General features: G+C 55.8%; 24 protein-coding genes. 17 read left to right on the top strand and 7 right to left on the bottom strand.

Going from position 1 to position 25099, the window contains the following annotated elements:
• Positions 1-91: 91 nt before the first annotated feature.
• Positions 92-709, bottom strand: a complete 618-nt coding sequence (locus IT893_RS13815) for a glutathione S-transferase family protein (RefSeq protein ID WP_197145508.1) — start codon at positions 707-709, stop codon at positions 92-94.
• 131 nt (positions 710-840) lie between these two features.
• Here IT893_RS13815 and IT893_RS13810 point away from each other — a divergent pair, with 131 nt between their 5' ends.
• From IT893_RS13810 to grxC, 3 genes are all read left to right on the top strand, one after another.
• Positions 841-1752, top strand: coding sequence for a LysR substrate-binding domain-containing protein (locus tag IT893_RS13810; protein WP_197145507.1), 912 nt, complete (start codon positions 841-843; stop codon positions 1750-1752).
• Between the two features lie 60 nt (positions 1753-1812).
• The gene (locus tag IT893_RS13805) at positions 1813-2580 is read left to right on the top strand and encodes a ComF family protein (protein ID WP_197145506.1); all 768 of its coding nucleotides are present in this window, start codon (positions 1813-1815) and stop codon (positions 2578-2580) included.
• Positions 2581-2706: 126 nt separating this feature from the next.
• Positions 2707-2964 (top strand): glutaredoxin 3, encoded by a 258-nt coding sequence (gene grxC, locus IT893_RS13800; protein ID WP_008891709.1) that lies wholly within the window; start codon positions 2707-2709, stop codon positions 2962-2964.
• A gap of 85 nt (positions 2965-3049) precedes the next feature.
• Here the strand turns inward: grxC and IT893_RS13795 are convergent, their stop codons facing one another.
• A complete protein-coding gene (locus tag IT893_RS13795) occupies positions 3050-4387 on the bottom strand; it encodes an NAD(P)H-dependent oxidoreductase (protein WP_197145505.1) in 1338 nt (445 codons plus the stop codon).
• A 152-nt stretch (positions 4388-4539) separates the two neighbouring features.
• Entirely contained in the window at positions 4540-5199 is a 660-nt protein-coding gene (locus tag IT893_RS13790; protein WP_197145504.1) for a GntR family transcriptional regulator, read from the bottom strand.
• Positions 5200-5277: 78 nt separating this feature from the next.
• Between IT893_RS13790 and IT893_RS20250 the strand changes: the two genes are divergently transcribed.
• Together IT893_RS20250 and IT893_RS13785 are read left to right on the top strand one after the other, a co-directional pair.
• On the top strand, positions 5278-5412 hold the full coding sequence (locus tag IT893_RS20250) for a hypothetical protein (RefSeq protein WP_256430639.1): 135 nt from the start codon (positions 5278-5280) through the stop codon (positions 5410-5412).
• A 21-nt stretch (positions 5413-5433) separates the two neighbouring features.
• The gene (locus IT893_RS13785; protein WP_197145503.1) at positions 5434-6258 is read left to right on the top strand and encodes a carbon-nitrogen hydrolase family protein; all 825 of its coding nucleotides are present in this window, start codon (positions 5434-5436) and stop codon (positions 6256-6258) included.
• 20 nt (positions 6259-6278) lie between these two features.
• Here the strand turns inward: IT893_RS13785 and IT893_RS13780 are convergent, their stop codons facing one another.
• A complete protein-coding gene (locus IT893_RS13780) occupies positions 6279-6662 on the bottom strand; it encodes a VOC family protein (protein WP_197145502.1) in 384 nt (127 codons plus the stop codon).
• A gap of 225 nt (positions 6663-6887) precedes the next feature.
• Between IT893_RS13780 and IT893_RS13775 the strand changes: the two genes are divergently transcribed.
• Positions 6888-7430 carry a YHS domain-containing (seleno)protein gene (locus IT893_RS13775; RefSeq protein WP_064779492.1) on the top strand — a complete coding sequence of 181 codons (543 nt, stop codon included), beginning with the start codon at positions 6888-6890 and terminating at the stop codon, positions 7428-7430.
• Positions 7431-7512: 82 nt separating this feature from the next.
• On the opposite strand, the gene IT893_RS13770 is transcribed toward IT893_RS13775, so the two are convergent.
• Together IT893_RS13770 and IT893_RS13765 are read right to left on the bottom strand one after the other, a co-directional pair.
• On the bottom strand, positions 7513-9426 hold the full coding sequence (locus IT893_RS13770) for a PhoX family phosphatase (protein ID WP_197145501.1): 1914 nt from the start codon (positions 9424-9426) through the stop codon (positions 7513-7515).
• 149 nt (positions 9427-9575) lie between these two features.
• Positions 9576-10100, bottom strand: coding sequence for a bifunctional 2-polyprenyl-6-hydroxyphenol methylase/3-demethylubiquinol 3-O-methyltransferase UbiG (locus tag IT893_RS13765; RefSeq protein WP_197145500.1), 525 nt, complete (start codon positions 10098-10100; stop codon positions 9576-9578).
• Between the two features lie 125 nt (positions 10101-10225).
• On the opposite strand from IT893_RS13765, the gene IT893_RS13760 reads away from it, so the two are divergent.
• On the top strand, positions 10226-10660 hold the full coding sequence (locus IT893_RS13760) for a DUF1178 family protein (RefSeq protein WP_063088954.1): 435 nt from the start codon (positions 10226-10228) through the stop codon (positions 10658-10660).
• A gap of 15 nt (positions 10661-10675) precedes the next feature.
• On the opposite strand, the gene ubiG is transcribed toward IT893_RS13760, so the two are convergent.
• A complete protein-coding gene (gene ubiG / locus IT893_RS13755) occupies positions 10676-11434 on the bottom strand; it encodes a bifunctional 2-polyprenyl-6-hydroxyphenol methylase/3-demethylubiquinol 3-O-methyltransferase UbiG (RefSeq protein ID WP_197145499.1) in 759 nt (252 codons plus the stop codon).
• A gap of 423 nt (positions 11435-11857) precedes the next feature.
• On the opposite strand from ubiG, the gene IT893_RS13750 reads away from it, so the two are divergent.
• The 10 genes from IT893_RS13750 to IT893_RS13705 all read left to right on the top strand — a co-directional run bounded on the left by IT893_RS13750 (position 11858) and on the right by IT893_RS13705 (position 24987).
• A complete protein-coding gene (locus IT893_RS13750; RefSeq protein WP_008891699.1) occupies positions 11858-13078 on the top strand; it encodes an aspartate kinase in 1221 nt (406 codons plus the stop codon).
• Positions 13079-13217: 139 nt separating this feature from the next.
• Positions 13218-14246, top strand: coding sequence for a nitronate monooxygenase family protein (locus IT893_RS13745; protein ID WP_197145498.1), 1029 nt, complete (start codon positions 13218-13220; stop codon positions 14244-14246).
• 5 nt (positions 14247-14251) lie between these two features.
• Positions 14252-16534, top strand: coding sequence for a phosphoenolpyruvate--protein phosphotransferase (gene ptsP / locus IT893_RS13740; protein ID WP_008891697.1), 2283 nt, complete (start codon positions 14252-14254; stop codon positions 16532-16534).
• A 168-nt stretch (positions 16535-16702) separates the two neighbouring features.
• Entirely contained in the window at positions 16703-17905 is a 1203-nt protein-coding gene (locus tag IT893_RS13735) for a helix-turn-helix domain-containing protein (RefSeq protein WP_252723958.1), read from the top strand.
• A gap of 180 nt (positions 17906-18085) precedes the next feature.
• On the top strand, positions 18086-19210 hold the full coding sequence (gene ispG / locus IT893_RS13730) for a flavodoxin-dependent (E)-4-hydroxy-3-methylbut-2-enyl-diphosphate synthase (RefSeq protein ID WP_197145496.1): 1125 nt from the start codon (positions 18086-18088) through the stop codon (positions 19208-19210).
• A gap of 128 nt (positions 19211-19338) precedes the next feature.
• Positions 19339-20580, top strand: a complete 1242-nt coding sequence (hisS, locus tag IT893_RS13725) for a histidine--tRNA ligase (RefSeq protein WP_040824508.1) — start codon at positions 19339-19341, stop codon at positions 20578-20580.
• Between the two features lie 7 nt (positions 20581-20587).
• Complete coding sequence (hemA, locus tag IT893_RS13720) at positions 20588-21934, top strand: glutamyl-tRNA reductase (RefSeq protein ID WP_008891693.1); 1347 nt, start codon at positions 20588-20590, stop codon at positions 21932-21934.
• Positions 21931-23013 carry a peptide chain release factor 1 gene (gene prfA / locus IT893_RS13715; RefSeq protein ID WP_197145495.1) on the top strand — a complete coding sequence of 361 codons (1083 nt, stop codon included), beginning with the start codon at positions 21931-21933 and terminating at the stop codon, positions 23011-23013. Before hemA ends, prfA begins: the two co-directional genes overlap by 4 nt.
• 2 nt (positions 23014-23015) lie before the next feature.
• Positions 23016-23918 carry a peptide chain release factor N(5)-glutamine methyltransferase gene (prmC, locus tag IT893_RS13710; RefSeq protein ID WP_197145494.1) on the top strand — a complete coding sequence of 301 codons (903 nt, stop codon included), beginning with the start codon at positions 23016-23018 and terminating at the stop codon, positions 23916-23918.
• Between the two features lie 292 nt (positions 23919-24210).
• Positions 24211-24987 (top strand): DUF4167 domain-containing protein, encoded by a 777-nt coding sequence (locus tag IT893_RS13705; protein WP_197145493.1) that lies wholly within the window; start codon positions 24211-24213, stop codon positions 24985-24987.
• The last annotated feature ends 112 nt before the right edge of the window (positions 24988-25099 follow it).

The raw sequence follows: 25099 nt of genomic DNA, 5'->3' as shown, positions 1-25099 counted from the left end.
ATCGAGGAGTAGCGGGGCAGGCAGGTCAGACGGGGCCGGCGCTTTGAGTTCTTGCGCGTTACGCGCAGGGATCAACGACCGGCCCATATCATCACGAAGCCGCCCGAAGACCGACCGATGACGTTTCAAACGGGACAAAGCCCGGCAGTGCTTCAATACGTTTCAGCCACGCAAGAACATGCGTGTAGGTATCAAGCGCGACATTGCCTTCGGGGGCGTTGGCGATATAGCTGTAAAGGGCGATATCGGCGGCGGTCGGATGATCAAGCGCAATCCAGTCGCGGTTTGACAGGCGATCATCGATCAGTTTCAGCACGCCATGCGCACGGGCAATGACATCGTTTGCATCAAACTTGGCGCCAAACAACGTCAATAGACGTGCTGCACACGGGCCGTAGGCAATTTCACCCGCAGCAACCGAAAGCCAACGCTGAACCTGTGCCAGATCGGCTGCATCTTCGGGGAGCCAATTGGTCGCGCCGACCTTTTTGGCGGCATAGACCATGATTGCGATGGAATCCGCGATGACAAGGTCGCCATCTTCAAGCACGGGAACCTGCCCGAACGGATTCAGTTTAAGGAATTCCGGGGACTTATGTTCGCCATTGACCATGTCGACATGAACCAGTTCGTGATCAATGCCAAGCAGGCTAAGGAAAAGGTGGGCGCGATGGGCGTGTCCCGACAGCGCGAAATAATGCAATTTCATGAAACATCCTCCGAGTTACTGGTTCGCATGGGGCGAAAACGGAGGATATTGTGATTATTTCTATTTAATGATGGAATTCCGTTATTTGGAAATTTAGTATTCCGTTAAGTGGAATAATCACGGGGCGTAAGATGGACCGTTTCGAAGCAATGAATGTGTTTGTGCATGTGGTCGAGGCGCGCAGCTTCGCCGCTGCTGCGCGCGCATTGCGTCAAAGTCCGCCTGCGGTCACCCGCGCGGTCGCGTATCTGGAGGATGTGACAGGCGCACGCCTTCTGACGCGCACAACCCGGTCGGTCACGGTGACAGAGGCCGGTGCACGGTATTATGCAGACTGCAAAAGGTTGCTGGCCGACCTTAAAGAAGTCGAAGCCGCCGCTGGTGGGGCCTATGCCAAACCAAGCGGTATGTTGACCATCACCGCCCCGGTTCAGTTCGGCCAGATGCATGTCGCCCCGATTGTTGGCGCATATCTGGATGAATATCCCGACATGCGCGCGCGCCTTTTGCTGTTTGATCGCATCGTCAATATTGTCGAGGAAGGCATCGACCTTGCGGTGCGTATCGGTGATCTTGCCGACTCATCGCTTAGTGCCGTGCGGGTTGGAGAGGTCAGCCAGATACTTTGCGCTTCACCAGTGTATTTTCGGAAATACGGAACGCCGCAACAGCCGTCTGAGCTTGCCGCGCATCGCATCATTGCCACGACCGGATCGTCCGCGCGGCTTGATTGGCAATTCAGATCCCCGGATGGCGGGCGCAAGATCGGCTTCTCCCCGGATGCCAGATGGCAAACCAATTCGATTGAGGCGGCCCGAAATGCCGCCCTTGAAGGTTGGGGAATTGTGCGCATGCTGTCCTATCAGGCGGCCCCGTATCTTGCGGACGGGCGGTTGGTGGCCGTGCTTGGCGATTATGATCCCGATCCGGTCCCAATTCATCTGGTCCATCCCGAGGGCCGCCATGCCCCGGCAAAGGTTCGGGCCTTTATTGATCTGGCGGCGGACACCTTGCGGAAAAATCCGTTATTTGATTTTGGCTAATTCAATCCTTGCGTGTGCTATGCTGCCCGTTCCTTAAGGTGATCGTGGATAGCATTGCAGATGATCGAATGGGTCCGCACCGTCGCAACCATGGGCGTTAACGCCATCTTACCACCGCGGTGCGGTGGCTGTGGCGATGTGACCGATACCACCCATGCGGTCTGTGCCGCGTGTTGGGCGGGTTTAAGGTTTATCACGGCCCCGCAATGTGCCTGTTGCGGCTATCCGTTCGAACTTGATGATAGCGCTAACATCGGCGGTGATCCTGATGAAAGCGGACAGATTTTGTGTGGCAATTGCCTGCAAAAGAAACCGGCCTTTGATCAGGCACGGGCGGCACTGGTGTACGATGATCAAAGCCGCGAATACCTGTTGCGGTTCAAGCATGCGGATCGCGGTGAACTGACGCCGCTTCTTGCGCGCTGGGTCTATCAGGCGGGCAGGGGAATCTGGGATCAGGCCGATCTGATCGTGCCGGTGCCGTTGCATCGAAGACGGCTTTTGAAACGGCGCTATAACCAGTCGGGTCTTTTGGCCGCTAAGCTTTCGCAGATGACCGGCGTGCCATGGGATGGGCTGGTTCTGGCCCGTCACCGCAACACAAGAAGCCTTGGCGGGCTTGGGCCGTCTTCACGCAAACGCGAAGTTGGCGGGGCATTTGTTGTCGACGAAGCGCGCGCTGAGAAATGCAATCTTGTCGGGGCGCGGGTGGTGTTGGTTGACGATGTTCTGACCACCGGGGCAACGGCCAATGCCTGTGTCCGGGCATTAAAACAATCAGGTGTTATGCACGTATCTGTGATCACGGTTGCACGTGTCGTGCGATGACGCATTACATTAATTCTGATATACAGCGCTCATCTGAACGTAATTCCGCACCGTATCATATGCTGTGATCCCCTGTTCAGCGGGGCTTTGGGCATGATCGGCTGCAAGAAGAAGGATGATTGCAACATGGCAAAAGTTGAAGTCTATGCCACCGAATGGTGCCCATATTGCAAGCGTGCGCGCAAGCTGCTTGAGGAAAAGGGTGCGAAATACCAGCTGATCGATGTGATGATGGAACCGCGTCGCAAAAAGGAAATGATGGACCGTGCCAATGGCCGTCACACCGTGCCGCAGATCTTCATCAATGACGAACATATTGGCGGCTGTGACGAGCTGATGGCGCTGGAAGCTGCCGACAAGCTCGAAGCCAAACTGTCTGCCTGATCGCCATTTGGCTGATTAACGGCAATAGTCATACAAAACCCCGGCCAGTTTGGCCGGGGTTTTTATTTGTCTGATGATTGCGATCTCAGCCAAAGGTGGTTTCCATTTCCTTGCGGAAGGCAATTGCCGGGTCCTTGGCATCAAATTCGACATCATCCCAGGTAAGCGTCTGATCCATCGCCACCGGTCGTTTGATTTTCAAATGGTGCGCAAGCCCGATCGGAAGGGCATTGCGCGACTTTGACGTCAGGGCAGGCATCAGTTTGCCGTAAACCGTATAGCCGCCCTCGCCATCAAGCATTTCACCGGGTTTAAGATCACGCTTGGCGGTGGCAACCGCATCGCCCGACCATGCGCGCGAGGTGCCGGTGGCTTCGCCGCGTAGGGCGGCAGACGCCACCGAAATGCCAAGTTCCAACCCGATCAGGTGATAGGGCTTATACATGGTCGAATATTGTCCGCTTGGATCGGTCAGAAGGCCATATTCATTAAAGCAGCGCGCGACATAGTCGCTGGGGGCCTCAAAGGTCACATAAACGCCCCAGCGCAGATCGCGAAACACCGGACGGGTATCGCGTTCAAGGCTTGAAACCACCTCGACCGTGCCTTTGCGATCCAATATGCCACCACTTTCACGCGGGCAAAGTAGTCGGGGCAAATCGTCAACGCCACAGGCCGGGAACTGCAATCCGCAATCCTGTGGCACAAGATCACAGGCATTGGACACGGCCGCCATTTCGATGGCCGATTTGGTGCCATCCAGGAAGCTGTTGAAAATTTGCGGGTTCATGCCGCCCGCCTGTGCCTGTTCAGGTGTCAGGCCATAGTGATGCCAGACATCATCGGGCGTGACATGATGATAGATCGGAAGATATTTGGTGCCCTTGCCAGCACACGTTACCGGCAGGCCAATCGCGCGAGCCCAATCGACCATTTCCGAAATCAACGCCGGTTGATCGCCATAAGCCATGGAATAAACAAGACCTGCGGCCTCGGCCCGTTTGGCAAGAAGTGGCCCGGCAAGTACATCGGCCTCGACATTGACCATGACGATATGGCGGCCATATTCGATGGCCCTAAGCGCAAAGCGAATACCGGCTGCGGGACTTCCGGTGGCATCAATAATGACTTCAAGCCCGTCTGCGGCGATCAGGGCATCGGCATCCTCGGTGATCCAGGTAGTGCCATCGCGGTAAGCCGATGCGCTGTCCTTTGCCGCGAACTGATCATCTGACCAGCCGACACGGCGCAAGGTGGCCTTGGCGCGGTCGATACTCAGATCCGCAATGCCCAGAACGTGATAGCCCGGATGATGACCGGCCTGACTTAAAAACATCGATCCGAACTTGCCAGCACCGATGATGCCAACCCGGACGGGATTGCCTTCATCGGCCCGTTTACGGAGCTTTGTATCAAGGTTCATTGGCGTTCCTCCCAGACAGGAAACTTGTCGTTCTTATATGGTTCTGCCTTTGGCGACGCGGACGGGTCATTGGCAGATTTTTTGAAGTCGATGGGGATTGGTGGTGCGAAGGGCGACGAAATAGTGAGCTGTTGGTGGCAGCGAGGGGAAGGTCAGCTTGGCTGTTCCATTCGGGAAATCAGGCGATCACGTGCATTGCGCCCATGATCGCGCGCCAGTTTTTCGGCAAGAGGACCATCGCCGACACAGATTGCATCGGCGATGGCCTGATGTTCCGTCCAGATCGGATCACGGGGGTACCCGATCTGCAGGTAGGCATGCATCACTCGTCTGATCTGAAGCCAGACTGCGGCTGATGCTTCGGGCAACAGGGGGTTACCCGACAAACGGTAGATCGTTTGATGGAATGCGACGTCGGCTGCAACAAGGTTTGCGGTGTCGCCGCTGCCCAGAGCGTGGTGTCCCTGTATAATGGCAGCCCGCAAAGCCGATTCCCGATCCGGTGCCTTGGTTTCAGCAGCAAGACGACCTGCAAGCCCGTCAAATGCTTCTCTCAGGTCATAAACGTGACGGACAAGGTCGCTGTCGACAGGCGCAACGCGATATCCGCGCCGTCCCATTGGTTCGACCAGTCCGTCACGACGCAGCAACCCCAGAGCTTGCAACACTGGTTGCCGCGAGACATTGAGTTCCTCGGCAATAGCTTCCTGACGCAAAGGTGTCCCGGGAGGGAGAGCACCGGAACACAAGGCATCAACCAAACGGTCATGCACTTCGTCAGTCAGACTTTTTCGGCCGGAAAGAGGTTCCATCTTCGATCCTCGTTAGGTGTACGGAATACTGTATACACTAATTTTGAGGATGAAAAGACTGAATTTCGGATGTGCGTGATGTCGGTTGTTGATGCGGAAGTACCGAATGTGTGCGCCAAGGCGCGGGTCTTTTTTCGGGCCTTGTTCGCCGCTGCGCTATCCCAATTGTCTATTGCGGCAGGCTGGGATGAGCCGCATCATGAAGACGGATAATGATAAAAAGGAGACTGCGTCATGACCCGTTTCATTGCGGCCTGCGTGCAGGTCAATTCGCGCGATGTGATGTCTGATAACCTTGCGCGGGCGGCAACCTATGCCCGCGATGCCAGTGCTGCCGGGGCCAGATTGATCGCCTTTCCTGAAAACGTGTCGATGATGTCGTTTGGCGGCGAAAATGTCCGTGCCGCTGCCTTTGCCCAGGATGAGCATCCCGGTCTGGTTTTCTTTTGCGACCTGGCCGATGAATTGAAATCCACCCTGATTGTCGGATCGCTGCATGTCAAAGTGCCCGATGAGGACCGCGTTGCGAACCGGTGTTTTGTTATTGGTCCGGATGGCAAGGTCATCACGTCCTATGACAAGATCCACATGTTTGACGTCGATCTGGCCAATGGCGAAAGTTACCGCGAAAGCAAAACATTCCGTCCCGGCAATGCGGCCCGACTGGCCGACACCGAATTTAGCAAGGTCGGAATATCGATCTGCTATGACGTGCGGTTCCCGCATCTGTTTCGCGATTACGCCAAGGCGGGGGCAAATATCCTGAGCATTCCGGCGGCCTTCACCCGCACAACTGGGCAGGCGCACTGGCATACCCTTTTGAAGGCGCGTGCGATTGAAAACGGATGCTTTGTGATTGCGGCCGCCCAGTGCGGTGATCATCCGGGCGACCGCCAGACATTTGGTCATTCCCTGATCATTGATCCGTGGGGGCAAGTTTTGGCTGATGGTGGCACCGATCCGGGTTTCATCACCGCCGAGATTGATCTGACACGCGTTGATGAAATCCGCCGGATGGTGCCATCACTTGGCAATGATCGGGAATATAAGCCGTGTTAGCCAGGTCTTGATCGAAGTGGTCAGGCGTAACTGACCACTTCGAATTCGATGTCGTTTTCATCCCGGAAATAGAACCGGCGACCGGGGTCGTAATCGGCGTGGTTGAAGGTTTCAATGCCGTCTGCCTTGATCTTTGCCTCGGTCGCATCAAGGTCATCGACGACAATCCCGATATGGTTCAGCCCGCCGATGGTGGCATAGGAATTTTCCTGGCCGTCCTTTGGCGTGCCAAGGGCATAGATCGCGACATAACTTGTGTCATTGCCAACATGATAGGACAGCCCGCCATGGATGGCCTCCCCGTGCCAGCGGGTGTGCCAGCCAAACCAGTTATGCAGGTTCCGGGCGGTTTTCGCCGGATCGGCGACCGTAAAATTCACGTGTTCGAGAAATGCAGCAGTCATGGCTTGTCCTTGTTTTGGGATGTCTGTTTTCCGGTTTCCCTTCTTGGTAATTCCTCAACTATAGTTGAGGTCAAGGGGTAATTCTCTTTGATTGATATGGTAACCGCTGAGCGGTTTTTCACAGGCTCACGCGATCTCACGAAACAGTGTCGCAACGTCATTTCGCTTTGAAGCCCTTCCCGGGCAAACTCGGTTCATCAGGGATTTTCAAACGGAGGAACAGGGATGATGTTCAAAAAGTTTTTGATCGGTACGGCATTTGTTTTTGGCTTGTCGGGTGCCGCCTTTGCGGGCGAGCAATATGTCGATGAAACCGGCTTTGCGATCAGCGGCTATGATGCGGTGGCCTATTTCAATTTGCCGCAAAAGGATGTTGGCATGATGCAGCCCCATGCCGTTCCGGGCCGGGCCGACATTACGGCTGAATATAATGGTGCGACCTGGGCTTTTGCGTCTGAGGAAAACCGCGACATGTTTCTGGCCGATCCGGCGAAATACGCCCCGGCCTTTGATGGGCATTGCGCATATGGGGTTGTAAAAGGCGGCAAAGTGCCAGCCAACCCGAACCTGTGGCGAATTGTCGACGGGAAGCTTTATCTGAATATCACGCCGGCCGTAGTTGGTTTCTGGAACGAAGATATTTCAGGAAACATCAGTGCCGCCAAAGGCAATTGGACCGACCTTGAAAGCAAGTCAGCGTCGGACAAAAGCTGGATGGCGATTTCAGATAATGACGGCACCTATGATATGGCAGCCCCGATCAAGTAATATGGGTGACACGCAGACAAACAAAAAACGCACCGGCAAACTGGCCGGTGCGTTTTGCATTAGAGGACAGTGAAGCAGGCGGTTAGCCCGCGATTTCACCGCCGTCATTTTTGGTCACAGCCACAACCGACGGACGCGGCGGCATTGCTGCCTGGAAGTCCGGCCAGCGGGTGCTTGGCGCGTCATAGGACGAACCGTCTGCCGGGTGCTGAACAGCAAGGAACAGCGTCTTTCCATCCGGGGTGAATTCCGGACCACACATTTCCGCACCAACCGGGCACGCAAAGAAGAATTTGGTCAGCGCACGGCCCGGACCATCGACATCGGTGGCGTGCATGCCATCAGGAATGTCGGACTTCGGTGCGCCGTCGGTGGAAATCCACAGGCGACCACGATGGTCGATTGCCATGTTATCCGGGCAGGAAACCCAGGATTCCGCCGCCGGATGATAAACCGCCTTGTCATCAGCAACCGACGGGTTGCCAGCAGCAATCATGATGTCCCAGGTAAAGCGCGAAGCGGTGTGATCGGCATCCTTGCCGCGACCACCCGGAGGGGTGAGCTCCAGCACGTGACCATGCGGGTTGGCCGCACGCGGGTTTGCTGCGTTGCCTTCCTTGCGCTTGGAGTTGTTGGTCAGCATGACATAGACCTTGCCGTTGACCGGGTTCGGTTCGACGTCTTCCGGGCGGTCCATCTGGGTTGCGCCCAGAAGGTCGGCCGCACGGCGTGCTTCGATCAGAACATCAGCCTGGCTGTGGAAGTCGTTTTCGGCGGTCAGCGGGCCTTCACCAAAGATCAGCGGCATCCAGTCAAGGCTGCCATCTTCGTGGAACTGGGCGACAAAGAGCGTGCCGTTTTCCAGAAGGTCCATGTTCGCGGCGCGATCATTCGGATTGTATTTGTTTGCCGCAATGAATTTGTAGAGATAGTCAAAGCGCTGATCATCACCGGAATAGGCAACAACGGAGTTGTCCTTGTTGATGATGACGGTGGCACCTTCGTGCTTGAAGCGGCCAAGGGCGGTGCGCTTTTTCGGCATCGAGGTCGGATCGTACGGATCGATTTCAACCATCCAGCCAAATTTGTTCGGCTCGTTCGGGTCTTTTTCAACGTTGAAGCGGTCGAAATATTTAACCCACGAGTACCAGCTGTCCTGGCTGATGCCCAGACGCTTGTAGTTGCGTTCTTCGCTGGTTTTGGCGATATCGCCGCCAAAGTATCCGTTGAAGTTTTCTTCGGCGATCAGAACCGTGCCCCACGGGGTTTTACCACCTGCACAGTTGTTCAGCGTCCCGATAACACGGGTGCCGGTCGGATCGGTGTTGGTTTTAAGGCGGTCATGACCGGCAGCCGGGCCGGTAATCTGCATTTCGGTGTCGATCGGGGAAATGCGGCGTGCATAATCAGACCCGTCAACAACCTGCCATTTGCCGCCGGTTTTCTTGACTTCGATGACCGAATGACCGTGGGCAGCAATTTCATGCAGTGCCTGTTCTTCGGATGCGTCCATTGCGTCCTTAAGGCCCGACCACATCAATTCGGCATTGGTGTATTCGTGGCTGACGCACAGCAGACCATGGTCGGAATTCTGCGAACCAACCGGAAGCGGCATATAGCCGACATAGTCGCAGTTATAACCGAACTGCTTGTTCTGCGCGTTGGCATCGACCTGACCCGGAACGAATGCCGGTGCATCGGCGACAACCTTGTCGCCCCAACGGATCAGCACACTTGCGTCATAGCCATCAGCAACAGCATGGGTTTCGGTGATTTTCTGCGGGATGGATTTGAAGGTCAGGGTCGAAGGTGACTGCGCCTTGGCAACGCCTCTGGTCGCAATGCCTGCGCCCACAACAGCCGACGTCGCCATCAGGCCTTTGAAAAAGCCGCGGCGGGAAAAGCGTGCATTGATCAGATCGTCGATGCACGGATTGTTGGTCGGGTTGGACGGGATATCGTCGCTATCTTCGATGATTTCGTATTTATCGTTCATGGCTTTTCTCTCTTAACGCCTATGCCTGAAACAGCAGCAGGGAAGATGCCAGAAACGACACATTTTAATTGTGAAAGTTGTGTTTCTTTTTGCAAAAACAGTATGTTACGGATTTGTTTCAGTCATCCGTGCCGTTCAGCGGATCAGCCTTATTCAGGCTTCTGCGCCACAATAGATTGTTTTACCGCTGTAATTTCATCACCCGGTTTCGGTCTGATCGGGCCTTGTTGCTGGGCGATGATCGTCCAGTCGGCAAATGTGTCTGCCAGTTCATCGGTGCGCAGCAGGAAATCCGGTGATCGCGGACGGCCATATGCCTCATTCCCGACCATGAAGGTTTCATAGATCAGGGTGCCGCCCGGTCGGACGGCGTTGCGCAGATATTCAAACAGTGGCCGATGCAGGTAATTGGCAACAACGATCAGATCGAACTCTTGATCGCCCAACGGCCAGCTGCCGGTTTCAAGATCCGCTTCGATCCAAGTGATCGCCTGGTTCGTATCGGTATCGGTTTGCGTAAGATCGCGATCAATTGCCGTCACCTGCCAGCCCTGATCCGCCAGCCAGAAGCTGTGCCGTCCCTTGCCGCAGGCAAGATCAAGCGCGCGATTGCGGATGGGGCGTGGCGTGGGACAGTGCTGTGTGACCCAGCTTGATGGCAATTGGGATGACATTTTCGTAAATCTTGGTTATTGAGTGTGGCGCCCGCAGGCTGGCGATCCCCGCCGATGCGCGCCATATGATCTGTATCTGATAGTGTTATCGTTTTGCTACTGGTTTGGCTTATACACGTACCATCATGATTCTATTTCAGCTTAAATGCGAACATGATCACGAATTCGAAGGTTGGTTCAAGGACGGCGCAACATATGACGCGCAGGCCGCCAGCGGGGATTTGTCCTGCCCGGTGTGTGGAACGTCAAATGTTGGCAAGGCCCTGATGGCGCCGCGTCTGCGCACGTCACGCCAAAAAGAGGTCGCTGCTGAAAAACAACAGCAAAAGGCGATTGCCGAAGCGACCCAGGCCGCAATTGCCGAAATTCGCAAACAGGTCGAAAGCAATTGCGAAAATGTCGGCAACAAGTTTGCCGAAGAAGCCCGCAAAATCCATTATGGCGAAACCGAAAAGCGCGGCATTTATGGTCAGGCGTCGCTTAAGGAAACCGCCGAACTGGTCGATGAAGGCATCGATGTCATGGCGTTGCCGTGGGATGACGGAACCAAAAAGAACTGACGCGATCCAAGAAGATCAGTCAGGCTTTCGTGCAATCACCATATAATTCACATCAAGATCGCGCGGGGCGGGCGACCATGTGTCGTTGAACGGGTTGTAAGCCACCCCGGTAATGTCTTGAAGGTCCAGACCCGCACCACGCAGATAGCCCGACATTTCCGATGGTTTGACAAATTTGCGCCAGTCATGGGTGCCCGCAGGCAGCCAGCGCAGAACGTATTCGGCGCCGATCTTGGCCAGTGCCAGTGACTTGATCGTGCGGTTCAGTGTTGCAACAAACATCAAGCCACCCGGTTTGAGCACCGATGCACAAGCCTGCATGAAGAATTGCGGGTCATCGACATGTTCGATGACTTCCATGTTCAAAACGATATCAAACTGCTTGCCCTCATCGGCCAGCATTTCAGGTGTTGCGCAGCGATAGTCGATTTCAAGGCCGGATTGTGCGGCATGGATTTTGGCGACTTCGATATTGCTTTCAGACGCGTCAATCGATGTCATCTTTGCGCCCATGCGCGCAAGCGGCTCGGACAACAATCCAGCCCCACAACCAATATCGATGATTTCGATGCCTTTAAGCGGCTCAATCGTTTCCGGGTCGCGGCCAAGATGCGCACAGATATTATCGCGCAGGATTTGCAGGCGCACCGGATTGAATTTGTGCAGCGGCTTCATCACGCCATTTGGATCCCACCACTTTTCAGACATCGCAGAAAAACGTGCGATTTCATCGGCATTGGCGGTGCGGCTGGTGGGTGCGGATGCGTCCGACATGGTGTGGCTCCGAAGGCGTAAAACAACGTTGCTGTATGACGCCCTGTTTACGCGTGCGCGCACGGCAAGGCAATACTCACCTGTCAAATGACGGTGCGATGGCGGCGATCTGGCAGAAATTCAAAGCAAGGCAGCCATGTTCCGATGATGCATATCATCAGGGTTATTGGGTAATTTTCGCATGATATGCGACCCAATTTGCCGCATTCGGACGGTTTGGGACATTTTCAGGTCAAAAAAATTGCTCTCACGCAATTTATCGGCATCCTTGACGCTTGTTTCGCGGGGATTATGGCAGTATTGATTACGCCGCTTGGATCAGGGGAAGCGCCGCAAATTCGGCATGCTTACCCGGGCCGGGACCGGATCACATGCCGTCACGTTCGGACAGCCGATGGACGGCGAGCATAGCGGGGATACTTCATGGCCCGTATTGTCATGAAATTTGGCGGCACTTCGGTCGCCGATGTCGAGAAAATCAAGAATGTCGCGCGCCGGGTGAAATCCGAGGTCGATGCCGGCAATCAGGTTGCTGTTGTCGTGTCCGCGATGTCGGGCAAAACCAACGAACTGGTTGGCTGGGCGCAGGAAGTTTCGCCGATGTATGATGCACGTGAATATGACGTGATCGTATCGTCGGGCGAACAGGTGACTGTCGGTTTGCTGGCGATGGCGCTGCAAAGCATGGATGTGCCTGCACGTTCCTGGCTTGGCTGGCAGATCCCGATCAAGACCGACGGCGCACATGCCAAGGCCCGCATCAAGGAAATCGACACTACCGAGCTTGATAAGCGCATGAATGGCGGCGAAGTCGTTTGCGTGGCCGGTTTCCAGGGGATCGCACCCGATAACCGCATCACCACCCTTGGGCGTGGTGGTTCGGATACGTCGGCGGTCGCCCTTGCCGCGGCACTTAACGCAGATCGTTGCGACATCTACACCGATGTCGATGGTGTTTACACCACCGATCCGCGCATTGTGCCCAAGGCGCGCAAGATCGAAAAGATTACCTACGAAGAAATGCTGGAACTCGCATCTCTTGGTGCAAAGGTTCTGCAAACCCGTTCTGTCGAGATGGCAATGAACCATCGCGTCCGGGTGCAGGTCCGTTCTACCTTTAGTGATGCAGAAGGAACACTTGTTGTAGACGAGGACGAGATCGTGGAACAGGAAGTCGTCAGCGGAATTGCCTATAGCCGTGATGAAGCCAAGATCACCTTGGTGAAAGTTGCGGACAAGCCGGGTATTGCCGCTTCAATCTTCAGCCCGCTGGCTGATGCCAATATCAATGTCGACATGATCGTGCAGAACGTCTCAGAAGACGGCAAAAGCACGGACATGACCTTTACCGTTCCGCGGGGTGAATTCCAGCGTGCGCTTCAGGTGATCGAAAAGAACAAAGACAAGATCGCCTATCAGGAACTGCTCAGCACCTCTGATGTGACCAAGGTGTCGATCATTGGTGTGGGTATGCGTTCCCACGTCGGTGTTGCGCGCAAGATGTTTGAAACCCTTGCGGAAAAAGGCATCAACATTCAGGTCATCTCGACGTCGGAAATCAAGGTCAGTGTTCTGATCGCCGAGGAATATACCGAACTTGCCGTTCGTGCATTGCACACGGCATACGGTCTGGATGCCGAGTAAGTTCAACAGTTTGGCGATTAAGCCGCTGTTAAATTACCTGTAATAATACATACTAGCTGGAGCAGTGTGTTTCAGCCTTTGTAATGAAATGGCAGGAGACCACTGGTCTCCTGCGTTTCTGCTTTGGGGTACAGAGAATATGAGTGATCCGAAAATTGACGCCGCACGGGCGCGCCTGGAAAACCTGTGGGCATCGGGCAAGGAATTCCTTGGCACCGACTACGCCATCATGGCCGGCGCCATGTCCTGGGTTTCAGAGCGTCACCTTGTTTCGGCGGTCTCCAATGCGGGTGGTTTTGGTGTGATTGCCTGCGGGTCGATGACCCCGGATCTGTTGTCGGCTGAAATCGCCGCCACCAAGGAAATGACCAATAAGCCGTTTGGCGTCAACCTGATCACCATGCACCCGCAGCTTAATGAACTGATTGAAGTGTGCCGTGAACACAGCGTTGGGCATGTGGTTCTTGCTGGCGGCCTGCCGTCATCAAACTCGATCAAGCAGGCCAAGGAATTTGCCAAGGTTATCTGCTTTGCCCCGGCACTGGTTCTGGCCAAGAAGCTGATCCGTTCGGGTGCTGATGCGCTGGTGATTGAGGGCAGCGAAGCTGGCGGCCATGTTGGCCCGGTATCGCTGACGGTTCTGGCACAGGAAATCCTGCCGGAAGTTTCCGACATTCCTGTTTTCTGCGCCGGGGGTATTGGCCGCGGTGAAGCGATTACCGGCTTGCTTGAGCAGGGCGCATCGGGTGTTCAGATCGGCACGCGGCTTGTTTGTGCCGAGGAATGCATTGCGCATCCCGATTTCAAGAAGGCCTTTATCCGTGCAAGTGCCCGCGACGCGGTCACCACGGTGCAGCTTGATGATCGTTTCCCGGTTATTCCGGTACGTGCGCTTGCCAACAAGGGCACGGAAGAATTCCGCAATACCCAGCGTGCCGTGATTGAAAAGTTCCGCGCAGGCGAGCTTGACCAAGGCGCTGCACAGCTTGAAATTGAACATTTCTGGGCCGGTGCCCTGCGCCGTGCGGTGATCGATGGTGACGTCGAAAGCGGATCGGTTATGGCAGGACAGTCGGTTGGTATGGTAAAGAAAGAACAACCGGTTTCCGAAATCCTCGAAGAGTTGGTCGAACAGGCCGTTCAATCCCTGGTTAAGAGAGACAGCTAAGTCAGATGAGCATTCCGTCCGCCGCAGTCACAGGTCCGCGACGCCTTCTAAAGCGTGTGCGCGACGTCATGGCTGGACCGGGGACTGCTGAAGAACGCCTCGGACAGATTGTGACCATCATTGCTGCCGATATGGTTGCAGAGGTGTGCTCGGTCTATGTGATGCGTGCGGGCGAAGTGCTGGAACTGTTTGCGACCTGTGGTCTGTCCAAGGAAGCGGTTCACTTGACCCGCCTTCGCGTGGGTGAGGGGATTGTTGGCTTTGTCGCCGCCCATGCGCGTCCGCTTAACCTCAAGGACGCGCAAGGCCACCCGAACTTTGCCTATCGTCCGGAAACCGGCGAGGAAATCTATCATTCGATGATCGGTGTGCCGATCCTGCGCGGGGGCCGCATTATCGGTGTGCTTGCCGTGCAGAACCGGACCGAACGCCTGTATTCCGAGGACGAACAGGAAGCCCTTGAAAACGTCGCCATGGTGCTGGCCGAAATGGTCGCCGGTGGCGAACTTGTCAGCCGCGAGGAACTGATCCCGGCCGATGGCATCGCGTTGTTGCCGCTGCGTCTGGGCGGGGCGCGTCTGGCACCGGGGATTGGCAAGGGCATTGCCGTTTTGCATGAGCCGCGCATCGTCATTGACCGCATGGTTTCTGACGACCCGGAAGAAGAACTGACCCGCCTGCGCGAAGCCATGCACGGCCTTCAGAACCATCTTGATAAGATGCTGGAAGCTGTTTCAGGCATCAACGGCATGGATGAAGGCGATGATCCGGGTGATATCCTTGAAGCCTATCGGATGATTGCCCAGGATACCGGCTGGCTGAACCGCATTACTGAGGCGGTGCATACCGGCCTGACGGCCGAGGCCGCGGTTCAGAAGGTGCATGACGATACCCGTGCACGCATGGCGCAGGTGACCGACCCCTATTTGCGTGAACGGTTGCACGATCTTGAAGATCTGGCCAACCGATTGCTGCAACATCTTTCGGGGCAGTATCAATCCCCGGCCTTTGGCGATCTGCCCGATGACATCATTCTGGTGGCGCGCAATATCGGCCCGGCAGAACTTCTTGATTATGATCACACCCGTCTGCGCGGTCTTGCCCTTGAAGAAGGCTCGCACACCTCGCACGTCGCAATCGTTGCGCGCGCGCTTGATATCCCGGTTCTGGGCGGCGTTAAGGGTGTGCTTGATAAGGTCGAGGCCGGTGATCCACTGATTGTCGATTCCGATAACAGCCAGCTTTTCGTTCGGCCAAGCGAAGACGTCCGCGCAGTGATTGACGGCGCGTTGCGCGCCCGGGCAGAGCGAAAAGCGCTTTATGCCCAGATGCGTGACCTTCCGGCGGAAACGACCGATGGGGCGGAGATTTCACTTAACGTGAATGCCGGGCTTCTGATTGATGTTCCGCATGTGATTGAAAGCGGGGCGGACGGGATTGGTCTTTATCGGACGGAAATTCCGTTCATGGTGCGATCCGCCATGCCCGACATTACCGATCAGACCCGGCTTTATGATCGTATTTTTGAACAGGCCGAAGGCCGGCCGGTGGTTTTCAGGACTCTTGATGTGGGCGGTGACAAATTGCTGCCCTATTGGGAGGATATGACAGAAGAGAATCCGGCGATGGGCTGGCGATCGATCCGGATCACACTGGATCGTCCGGCGGTGCTTGTGCATCAGTTGCGCGCACTGATCCGGGCCGGGCATGACCGCGATCTTTATGTCATGTTCCCGATGATCGCCGAAGTTGCTGAATTTGATCAGGCAAAGGCGGTTCTTGACGAGCAGCTCAAACGTGAAGCCGTACGCGGATTTATCCCGCGCAAGGTCGAAGTCGGAGCCATGCTTGAAGTTCCCGCCCTGATCTGGCAGGCTCCGGCCTTGCTGCAACGGGTTGATTTCCTCTCGGTCGGGACGAATGATCTGTTGCAGTTCATGTTTGCTGCTGACCGCGGCAATCCGAGGATCGAGGGCCGTTATGACACGCTGTCGCCAAGTGTGTTCGCATTCATGCGCCAGTTGGTGACATTGTGCGATCAAAAGGACGTTCGCCTGACCATCTGTGGTGAAATGGCAGGACGTCCGCTTGAAGCGATGGCCCTTATCGGTTTGGGAATTAAACGCTTGTCGATGGCGCCTGCCTCTGTTGGTCCGGTCAAGGAAATGGTCAGAAGCATGTGTAAGTCTGAAGTCGAGAGTTATATTCTGACGATAATGGATAATCCGACCAGATCATTGCGTTCGCGTCTTAAGGCTTTCGCAATAGATCACGGTGTAAAACTTTAAAAACAATCGCTTTTGGTGGGGATATCTGCTAGTTTTATTGCTAGATCGTAACGTGGGGGTGCGCAGTTGGCGATCAAAAAGCGAAAGGAAGATCATTTGGATGACGAAACCCGAGAACGCCTTCGTTTCAGGCCTTTGTCCGGGGATTCGTCTGCAAATGACAGTGTGATGGACGAACATAAAGACCAGATCGGTGGTTATACCGAGGTCGGGAGCCTTTTGAAGGCGACCCGCGTTGGTTTGGGGCAAACAGTCGAAGACGTTTGCCGCATGCTTCGTATTCGCAAAATTTACATCGAAGCCATTGAAAGCAGCGACTATGCGGCATTGCCGAATGGTCCGTATGGCCTTGGCTTCGTAAAGGCATACGCCGAACATCTTGGACTGGACGGTGCAGAGATCGCACGTCGCTTCCGCGCAGAAAGCAATGCGCCGGCCGTGCGTAGTGAACTGTCCTTCCCAAAACCCGTTCAGGAAAGCCGTGTACCCGGTGGGGCGGTATTGCTGATCGCGGTTATGCTTGGTCTTGGTGCTTATGGCGGATGGTACTACCTGTCGAGCCAGGGCAAAACCATTGCCGATCTGGTTGATCCGTTGCCAGAGCGACTTGCAAGCTACTCGACAACGGCAAGCCAGGATTCAGCGCCGCGTAATCTTGAAAACGCCGCAGATGCACAGGCCGCCGAGGCAGAAATAACAACGCCTGCACCGGTCATTGCCGATCAGGGGACACCAGTTGCCTCTGCACCGGAAAGTGCCGGCAACGCGGAAGCATCGGTTGAAGAAACCACCGTTTCCGAGGCCCCGGTCGCAGAACCCGCATCTGAACCCGTAGCTGAAGTCGCAGAAGCCACCGAAGAACTGGCAGAAGCACCAGTTGTTACCGAGGAAGTTGCCGAAGCCCCGGCGCAGGAAGCTGCACCCGTTGCCAACGAAGTGGTAACCACCACAGAACAGGCACCGGTTGAAGCCGAAGTCGCAGAGGCACCAGCCGCAGAAACGCCGGCAGCACCGGCAGCGGAAGTTGCATCGGTTCCCGCGGCACCCGAAGTTGACGAGGCCGGTGGCGCACGCGTATTTGGCGCGGTCAATGTCGATAGCCGTGTCACCATTTCGGCGGTGGAAACCAGCTGGGTTCGTATTCGCGAGGCAGATGGCAATGTTCTGCTGACCCGGATGCTGACAGCCGGTGATACCTATATGGTTCCGAATCGTGACGGTTTGAAACTTGAAGTCGGCAATGCCGGTGCTCTTACCTATAGCATCGATGGTTCCGAAGCCCAGCCGGTTGGGGAATACGGTGCGGTGATTTCGGACTTCTCGCTTGATGTCGGTGATCTGACCCAGGCAGAAGAACCAACCGTTCAATAGGTTTGGCCAACGCCTGCGGGCGATGAAAACAGACAAAATGCGAAAGGCGATCCGAACGGGTCGCCTTTTTCGTGACAGCTATGCGAAATCTGGCGGAAAATCTGTTAGCCAACGGTTTCTAAACCGCGTTTGATAAGCTATATACACCCCCAAGACATCTAAAACATTTTGGAACCGGAAATGAGCGTCCGCCCATATCGCGATATTGAACGCCGTCAAAGCCGCAAAATCCGTGTCGGTGACGTGGAAGTTGGCGGGGATGCACCGATCTCGGTGCAGTCGATGACCAACACCCTGACCACCGATGTGAACGCGACCGTTGCGCAGATCCATCGACTGGAAGAAGCAGGTGCGGATATCGTTCGTGTATCCTGCCCGGATCGGGAATCAACCGCGGCCCTGAAAGACATCGTCAAACAGGTGCATGTCCCGATCGTGGCCGACATCCATTTCCATTACAAACGCGCGATCGAGGCTGCCGAAGCCGGCGCCGCTTGCCTGCGCATCAACCCGGGCAATATCGGTTCGACCGAACGTGTGCGTGAAGTTGTGAAGGCCGCCAAGGATCATGGCTGTTCAATGCGTATCGGTGTCAATGCCGGGTCGCTTGAAAAGGAATTGCTGGAACGTTACGGCGAACCATGCCCAGAGGCGATGGTTGAAAGTGCGTTGAACCACGCCAAAATCCTTGAAGATCAGGATTTCCGCGAATTCAAAATCTCGGTCAAGGCATCGGACGTGTTCCTTGCGGTTGCCGCCTATTACGGTCTGGCCGAGGCATGTGACTATCCGCTGCATCTTGGCATCACGGAGGCTGGCGGTCTGCGCGGTGGTACGGTGAAGTCATCGATTGGCATGGGCAACCTGCTTTGGGCCGGTATTGGTGATACCTTGCGTGTATCGCTGTCTGCCGACCCGGTTGAGGAAATCCATGTTGGTTTTGATATTCTGAAATCGCTGGGTCTTCGTACCCGCGGGGTTCAGATCATTTCTTGCCCGTCTTGCGCGCGTCAGGGCTTTAACGTGGTCGAAACAGTGGCAGAGCTTGAAAAGCGCCTTGCCCATATTTCCACCCCGATTTCGCTGTCGATCATTGGCTGTATCGTCAATGGTCCGGGCGAAGCACGTGAAACGGATATTGGGCTGACCGGTGGCGGTGGTGGGAACCACAAGATGTATATTTCCGGCCGCCCGGATCACAATATCAGCACGGAAAAGATGGTCGACCATATCGTCGAACTGGTCGAAGAACGTGCTGCCAAGATCGAAGCCGAAGAAGCCGCCAAGAAAACCGCGGCGGAATAGCAAAGCTTTATTGAGTATTTTTGGCTTTCCGCCACACCGGCGGAAAGCTATTTTCATGTTCGCATGTGTTTGCGCCGATTGATGTTTCGCGCAAATATCTGGAATTCAAGTTAGATCGGAGACCCAAAGTGGCATCGCTTCAACCCGTCCGTGGCACGCACGACCTTCTGCCGGAACAGAACCGTCTGCAGGATTACATCGCGAATACCGCACGCGAAATCGGCGAGTTGTATGGCTACCATCGCATGACCACGCCGATCTTCGAATTTACCGAGGTGTTTGCACGCACCCTTGGCGATACGTCCGACGTCGTGACCAAGGAAATGTACACCTTTGAGGATCGCGGCGGCGAACAGATCACGCTCCGTCCCGAAGGAACGGCGGGTATCGCGCGTGCCTATATTTCCAATGGCATGCAGCAGATGTCCCCGGTCAAGGTCAGCTATTATGGCCCGATGTTCCGCTATGAACGCCCGCAAAAAGGCCGTCAGCGCCAGTTCCACCAGATCGGTGCCGAACTGCTTGGCGTCGAACAGGTCGCGGGCGATATCGAAATGATCGGCTATGGCGCGCATATCTTAAAGGCCCTTGGTCTTTGGGACAGCATCACGCTTGAGCTTAACACCCTTGGTGACCCGGAAAGCCGTGCGGCGTATCGCGATGTGCTGGTTGATTACTTCAAGGGCCATTTTGACAAGCTGTCGGAAGACAGCCGTTCGCGCCTTGAAAAGAACCCGTTGCGTATCCTTGATTCCAAGGACGAAGGCGATCGTGAACTGGTGGCCAACGCGCCGTTGTTTGCCGAATACCTCAACGAGCATTCCAAGGAATTCTTCAAGGGCCTGACCGAGGGGCTTGGCGATATCGGCATCAATTATGAACTGAACCCGCGTCTGGTGCGTGGTCTTGATTATTACTGCCACACCTGTTTCGAGTTCACCACCAACACCCTTGGTGCACAGGGCACTGTTATGGCCGGTGGCCGTTATGACGGGCTGATATCGACCATGGGTGGTCCGCAGACGGCCGGTGTTGGTTGGGCTGCGGGTGTTGAACGCCTGGCATTGATGGTGGGCGAAGCCCCGGCGGGTGCACGCCCCGTGGCACTGATCCCGATGGGGGACGCGGCCGAGGCCAAATGTCGCACCCTTGCCCAGACCCTGCGCGAAGCGGGTGTCGCGGTCGAGCTTGGCTATTCCGGCAACATGAAAAAGCGCATGAAGCGTGCGGACAAGGCCAATGCCTGCAAGGCCGTTATCCTTGGGGATGATGAACTTGCCAAGGGTGTGGCCCAGTTGCGTGACCTAGACAGTGGCGAGCAGCAGGAAGTGGCGCTTGATCAACTGGCTGATGTGATCGGCAAAAAGTGAGAATGGTGTGACGGACGCGATTTCGCATGAGGATGCCGGGGATTGGCCGCTGGATCGCCTGATGGTGATCGGCACCAATCATCGGCGTTCAAGCGAGGATACCCGCGACCGTCTTTTTATCGAAGAAGCCCGTCTGCCACAGTTTTTGGCCGCCATTGAACAGGCCCGTCTCGGTCAGGCGGTTGTCGTTTCGACCTGCAATCGCACCGAAGTGCATCTTTTGGCGTCCGAGGCCGAACGCGGGCGCGAACGCCTGATTGATCTGATGTCGCTTTGGGCGGATCTGGATCGGGATCAGCTTGCGACCGAGCTTTACATCCGGTCTGGTCGGGATGCGCTTCGCCATATGTTTGCGGTCGCGGCGTCACTCGACAGTCTGGTGATCGGCGAGCCTGAAGTTTTTGGTCAGGTCAAGGATGCCCACCGGATCGCGCGCAAGCATGATCTGGTCGGGCGCGAGTTGGAGCTGGTCTATCAGACGGCCTATGCCATTGCCAAAAAGGTCCGCAATCAGACCGGGATCGGGCAGGGGGCTGTATCAATTGCCGCCGCGGCGCAATCGGTTGCGCGCGACCTGCATGGGGATCTTGGCGACTGTACTCTGCTTTTGGCGGGGGCTGGCGACATGGGGGAACTGATTGCCGCATCGCTGGCCGAACGGGGTATCGGCCGCATTCTGGTAACAGATCGCTTGGCGGCCCGTGCGCGTCTGGTGGCGCGCCGGCTGGATTGCCACTGGTCGGAAATCGATGATCTGGACCGGCTTTTGGCCGAGGCAGACCTGGTGCTGACAGCAGGTGGATCACGGCGTTACATGATCGACAAGGATCGTGCGATGGCGGCGGTCAAACGTCGCCGGTTTCGCCCGGTTCTGATGATCGATACGGCCGTGCCGGGGGATATTGATCCGCAGGTCGACGAGATTGACGAGGTTTTCTTTTACCGGATCGAGGATCTGGAAAAGATCGCCGCCGAAGGGCGCGGTGGCCGCGAAGAAAAGGCCGATCAGGCCTGGGCGCTGATTGAAGCGGAGATTGATAACTTTGTGCGCGACCGTGCGCAGCGCGCAGCCGTGCCGGCAATTGCCGATCTGCGCAAACGGTTTGAAGCGGTACGCGCAGATGCGCTGGCTGAAAGTCATGGGGATGCGGAAAAGGCGACAAGGCTTTTGATCAATCGCCTTTTGCATACGCCGACACAGGCATTGAAAGATTTGGCGACGACAACAGACGGTGCGGGCACCGTCGAATGGGTGAAGGCCCAGAAACTGTTGTCGCGCCTGTTTGAACTTGAAGACAAGCCGCTTGGTCGCGATGACGTGCCAAGCGACCCTGAACAGGAGAATAAAGAGTGAGTTTGGACCTTGGGAAACTCGAAGGCGTTACGCGCCGGTTCGACGAACTCAATTCGCTTCTTTCAAGCGGAGAGCTTGATGGGGATGGCTTTTCCAAGCTGTCGCGCGAACATGCAGAATTGGCCCCGGTGGTCGAGGCGATCGAAGCTTATAAAAAGCTTCTGAACGATCTGGAAGAAGCCGAGGAAATCCTGGCCGATCCGCAAAGCGATCGCGATATGCGCGAAATGGCCGAGGCCGAAAAATACGACCTTCAGGATAAGCTGCCCGAGGCAGAGCGTCAGATGAAACTGATGCTGATCCCGAAAGACACAGCCGACACCAAGAACGCCATCCTCGAAATTCGCGCCGGCACCGGCGGGGAGGAAGCCGCTCTGTTTGCCGCTGATTTGTACCGCATGTATCAGCGTTACGCCGAAGGCCGCGGCTGGAAATTCGAACAGATGGATGCCAGCGAAAACGACCTTGGCGGTTTCAAGGAAGTGATCGTCAACGTATCGGGTACGGATGTGTTTGCCCGCCTGAAATTTGAAAGTGGCGTGCATCGTGTTCAACGTGTACCGGTGACCGAGGGTGGCGGGCGTATTCATACCTCGGCTGCGACCGTGGCCGTTCTGCCAGAGGCCGAAGAAGTCGACATCAAGATCGATCCCAAGGATCTGCGCATTGATACCTATCGATCGCAGGGTGCGGGTGGTCAGCACGTTAACACCACCGATAGTGCCGTGCGCATTACCCATATTCCGACCGGTGTGGTTGCCGCCAGCCAGGAAGCAAAGTCGCAGCACAAGAACAAAGAAAAAGCGATGAAGATGCTGATGTCGCGTCTTTATGATCAAGAACGCGAAAGCAAGGACAGCGAGCGTGCGGCCGACCGTAAATCACAGGTCGGGTCGGGTGATCGTTCGGAACGCATTCGCACCTATAACTTCCCGCAAGGCCGCGTGTCAGATCACCGCATTAACCTTACACTTTATCGCTTGGATGATTTCATTGCCGGTGGTCCGGCGGTTGATGAAATGATTGATGCCCTGATCGCCGAAGAGCAGGCCCAGAAGCTTGCCGAAATTGAAAGCTGATCATGTCTTCTGACACCCCATCGACCCTTGGCAGCCTGATGGCTGAGGCCGTCGCGGCCTTAACCGATGCCGGTATTGAAAACGCGCGGATGGATGCGCGTATTCTTCTGGCGCGCGCCGCCGGTGTTGATGGGGGCAGGATCAGTGCATGGCCCGAAGATACTGTGCCTGATGACAAGGCCGAAACCTTTCGGGGCATGATTGCCCGCCGGGTCGGGCATGAACCGGTCGGTCGTATCTTGGGCGAGCGTGCTTTCTGGCGCCATACTTTCAAACTGTCACCCGAAACGCTTGAGCCCCGCCCCGATAGTGAAACACTTGTCGAATGGGCGATTGATTTCCTTGAGGACGCAGATGCGCCGCGGATTGTTGATTTTGGCACAGGGACGGGGTGTTTGTTGTTGTCCGCGATTGGCGATCTGCCAGGCGCGACCGGCATCGGACTTGATCTAAGCGCGGGTGCGGTGGCCTGTGCGCGTGAAAATGCCAAGCTGCTTGAGCTTGATGATGTGGTCGAATTCCGCGTCTCGGATTGGGACAGCGCCCTTGATGAAAAAGACCGGGCAGAGGGATTTGACCTTGTAATGTCAAACCCGCCCTACATCACCGCCGACGAGATGACGACCCTGTCGCCGGAGGTGCAAAAGTTTGACCCCCGTCTTGCCCTGACCGATGAGGGGGATGGCTTGGCGGCCTATCGTGTTTTGTCGCGTGTTGCGTTTGACCTGGCAAAGCCCGGCGGTTTCGTCATCTTTGAAATCGGTCGCGGGCAGGAAAACGATGTCGGCCAGATGCTGGTTGAGGCCGGTTTTGTCGGGGTGGAGTATCGCGAAGACCTTGGCGGAATTGTCCGCTGCGTTGCGGCAAAGAAAACCCGTTGTTCCGTCGGACGTTGCGTAATCTGATATTTCCGCACCTGTGATGTAAAAAAAGCGCAGGCGAGTGAAAAAAACAGTTGGAATAACCCGTCAAGCCATATAGGTTGAATCGAACGGGCCGGGTGCCCAACGCGCTTATGAAAGCGCCGTGTTCCCCTGTAAACAGTCGACAATCTCCGTTCCTTTCAAGGTTCCCGGCAGGTTTGTAAAAATAATGCCGTGATCGGCGCTGTTTAGCGGGAAATATGTTTTTCAGACGGAGTGGTTCCGGAGCCGATGATGCTACCGGATTGTCCTTCAACACCAAAGTCATGTTGATATGAGAAATAACAATAAACGTCCGCGCGGACGGCAACAGTCGAATAAACGTCCAGTAAATCCAAAATTTCAGAATTTTGACAGTAATGGACCGGACGGCCGCGTACGCGGTAACGCCCAACAGGTCTATGAAAAATACATTTCCCTTGCGAAGGATTGCACCGACGATCCGGTTCTTGCGGAAAACTTCTATCAGCACGCGGAACATTACCACCGCATCCTTCAGGCTGCCCAGGAATGGGAAAACCAGCGCCGTGAGGAACGTGGTGGTGACAACAATCGTCAGCGCAACAATCGTGGCCGTGACGACCGCAGTGATGGCCAGTCAAATCAGAACGATGATCAACAGGGTGACGCCAACGAAAACGCAGAATCTGCGTCAAACAATGGCGATGAAAACACCCCGGTAGAGGCAGAAAACACTTCTGCTGAAACGTCGGATGATGATGGTGGCCGTCCGAAACGCACGCCGCGTGCGCGTCGTTCGGATGCACGTGGTCCGGGCCGTGGTCGTCCGCGGAAATCAGATGATGACGCCAGCGCAGAGGAAAGCGCACCGGCAGAAGCATCTGGTGATGATGCACCGGCAAGTGCCGACAAAACCGACACTGCAGAGCAGGGCGAAGACGGTGAAAAGAAACCGCGCCGTGCCGCAAGCGGTACTGCACGTACCCGTGGCCGCCATCCGACGGCCCGCCGCGGTCGTAGCCGCGCAGCTGGTCGCGATGACGAAGAAGGTGCCACCTCTGACGAAGGATCCGAGCCGGTTTCGGCCTGATCTGACCCGAGGCGGTCTTTCAACATGACAAACACCCCTGCAAGCCCGTCGCTTGCAGGGGTGTTGTCGTTTGGATCATCTGCAAAACGGCGCATTCCCCCAAAGACTCAGT

This window comes from Thalassospira sp. A40-3 (assembly GCF_015871485.1).
Classification (GTDB): Bacteria; Pseudomonadota; Alphaproteobacteria; order Rhodospirillales; family Thalassospiraceae; genus Thalassospira; species Thalassospira tepidiphila.
Note: the sequence above shows the minus strand (reverse complement) of the source record. Positions and strands in the feature narration are given on the sequence as shown.

Excerpts from the sequence above, each read along its gene's own strand:
- IT893_RS13815 (WP_197145508.1), bottom strand. The coding sequence starts at position 709 with ATGAAATTGCATTATTTCGCGCTGTCGGGACACGCCCATCGCGCCCAC.
- IT893_RS13810 (WP_197145507.1), top strand. The coding sequence starts at position 841 with ATGGACCGTTTCGAAGCAATGAATGTGTTTGTGCATGTGGTCGAGGCG.
- IT893_RS13805 (WP_197145506.1), top strand. The coding sequence starts at position 1,813 with ATGATCGAATGGGTCCGCACCGTCGCAACCATGGGCGTTAACGCCATC.
- grxC (WP_008891709.1), top strand. The coding sequence starts at position 2,707 with ATGGCAAAAGTTGAAGTCTATGCCACCGAATGGTGCCCATATTGCAAG.
- IT893_RS13795 (WP_197145505.1), bottom strand. The coding sequence starts at position 4,387 with ATGAACCTTGATACAAAGCTCCGTAAACGGGCCGATGAAGGCAATCCC.
- IT893_RS13790 (WP_197145504.1), bottom strand. The coding sequence starts at position 5,199 with ATGGAACCTCTTTCCGGCCGAAAAAGTCTGACTGACGAAGTGCATGAC.
- IT893_RS20250 (WP_256430639.1), top strand. The coding sequence starts at position 5,278 with ATGTCGGTTGTTGATGCGGAAGTACCGAATGTGTGCGCCAAGGCGCGG.
- IT893_RS13785 (WP_197145503.1), top strand. The coding sequence starts at position 5,434 with ATGACCCGTTTCATTGCGGCCTGCGTGCAGGTCAATTCGCGCGATGTG.
- IT893_RS13780 (WP_197145502.1), bottom strand. The coding sequence starts at position 6,662 with ATGACTGCTGCATTTCTCGAACACGTGAATTTTACGGTCGCCGATCCG.
- IT893_RS13775 (WP_064779492.1), top strand. The coding sequence starts at position 6,888 with ATGATGTTCAAAAAGTTTTTGATCGGTACGGCATTTGTTTTTGGCTTG.
- IT893_RS13770 (WP_197145501.1), bottom strand. The coding sequence starts at position 9,426 with ATGAACGATAAATACGAAATCATCGAAGATAGCGACGATATCCCGTCC.
- IT893_RS13765 (WP_197145500.1), bottom strand. The coding sequence starts at position 10,100 with ATGTCATCCCAATTGCCATCAAGCTGGGTCACACAGCACTGTCCCACG.
- IT893_RS13760 (WP_063088954.1), top strand. The coding sequence starts at position 10,226 with ATGATTCTATTTCAGCTTAAATGCGAACATGATCACGAATTCGAAGGT.
- ubiG (WP_197145499.1), bottom strand. The coding sequence starts at position 11,434 with ATGTCGGACGCATCCGCACCCACCAGCCGCACCGCCAATGCCGATGAA.
- IT893_RS13750 (WP_008891699.1), top strand. The coding sequence starts at position 11,858 with ATGGCCCGTATTGTCATGAAATTTGGCGGCACTTCGGTCGCCGATGTC.
- IT893_RS13745 (WP_197145498.1), top strand. The coding sequence starts at position 13,218 with ATGAGTGATCCGAAAATTGACGCCGCACGGGCGCGCCTGGAAAACCTG.
- ptsP (WP_008891697.1), top strand. The coding sequence starts at position 14,252 with ATGAGCATTCCGTCCGCCGCAGTCACAGGTCCGCGACGCCTTCTAAAG.
- IT893_RS13735 (WP_252723958.1), top strand. The coding sequence starts at position 16,703 with ATGGACGAACATAAAGACCAGATCGGTGGTTATACCGAGGTCGGGAGC.
- ispG (WP_197145496.1), top strand. The coding sequence starts at position 18,086 with ATGAGCGTCCGCCCATATCGCGATATTGAACGCCGTCAAAGCCGCAAA.
- prmC (WP_197145494.1), top strand. The coding sequence starts at position 23,016 with ATGTCTTCTGACACCCCATCGACCCTTGGCAGCCTGATGGCTGAGGCC.
- IT893_RS13705 (WP_197145493.1), top strand. The coding sequence starts at position 24,211 with ATGAGAAATAACAATAAACGTCCGCGCGGACGGCAACAGTCGAATAAA.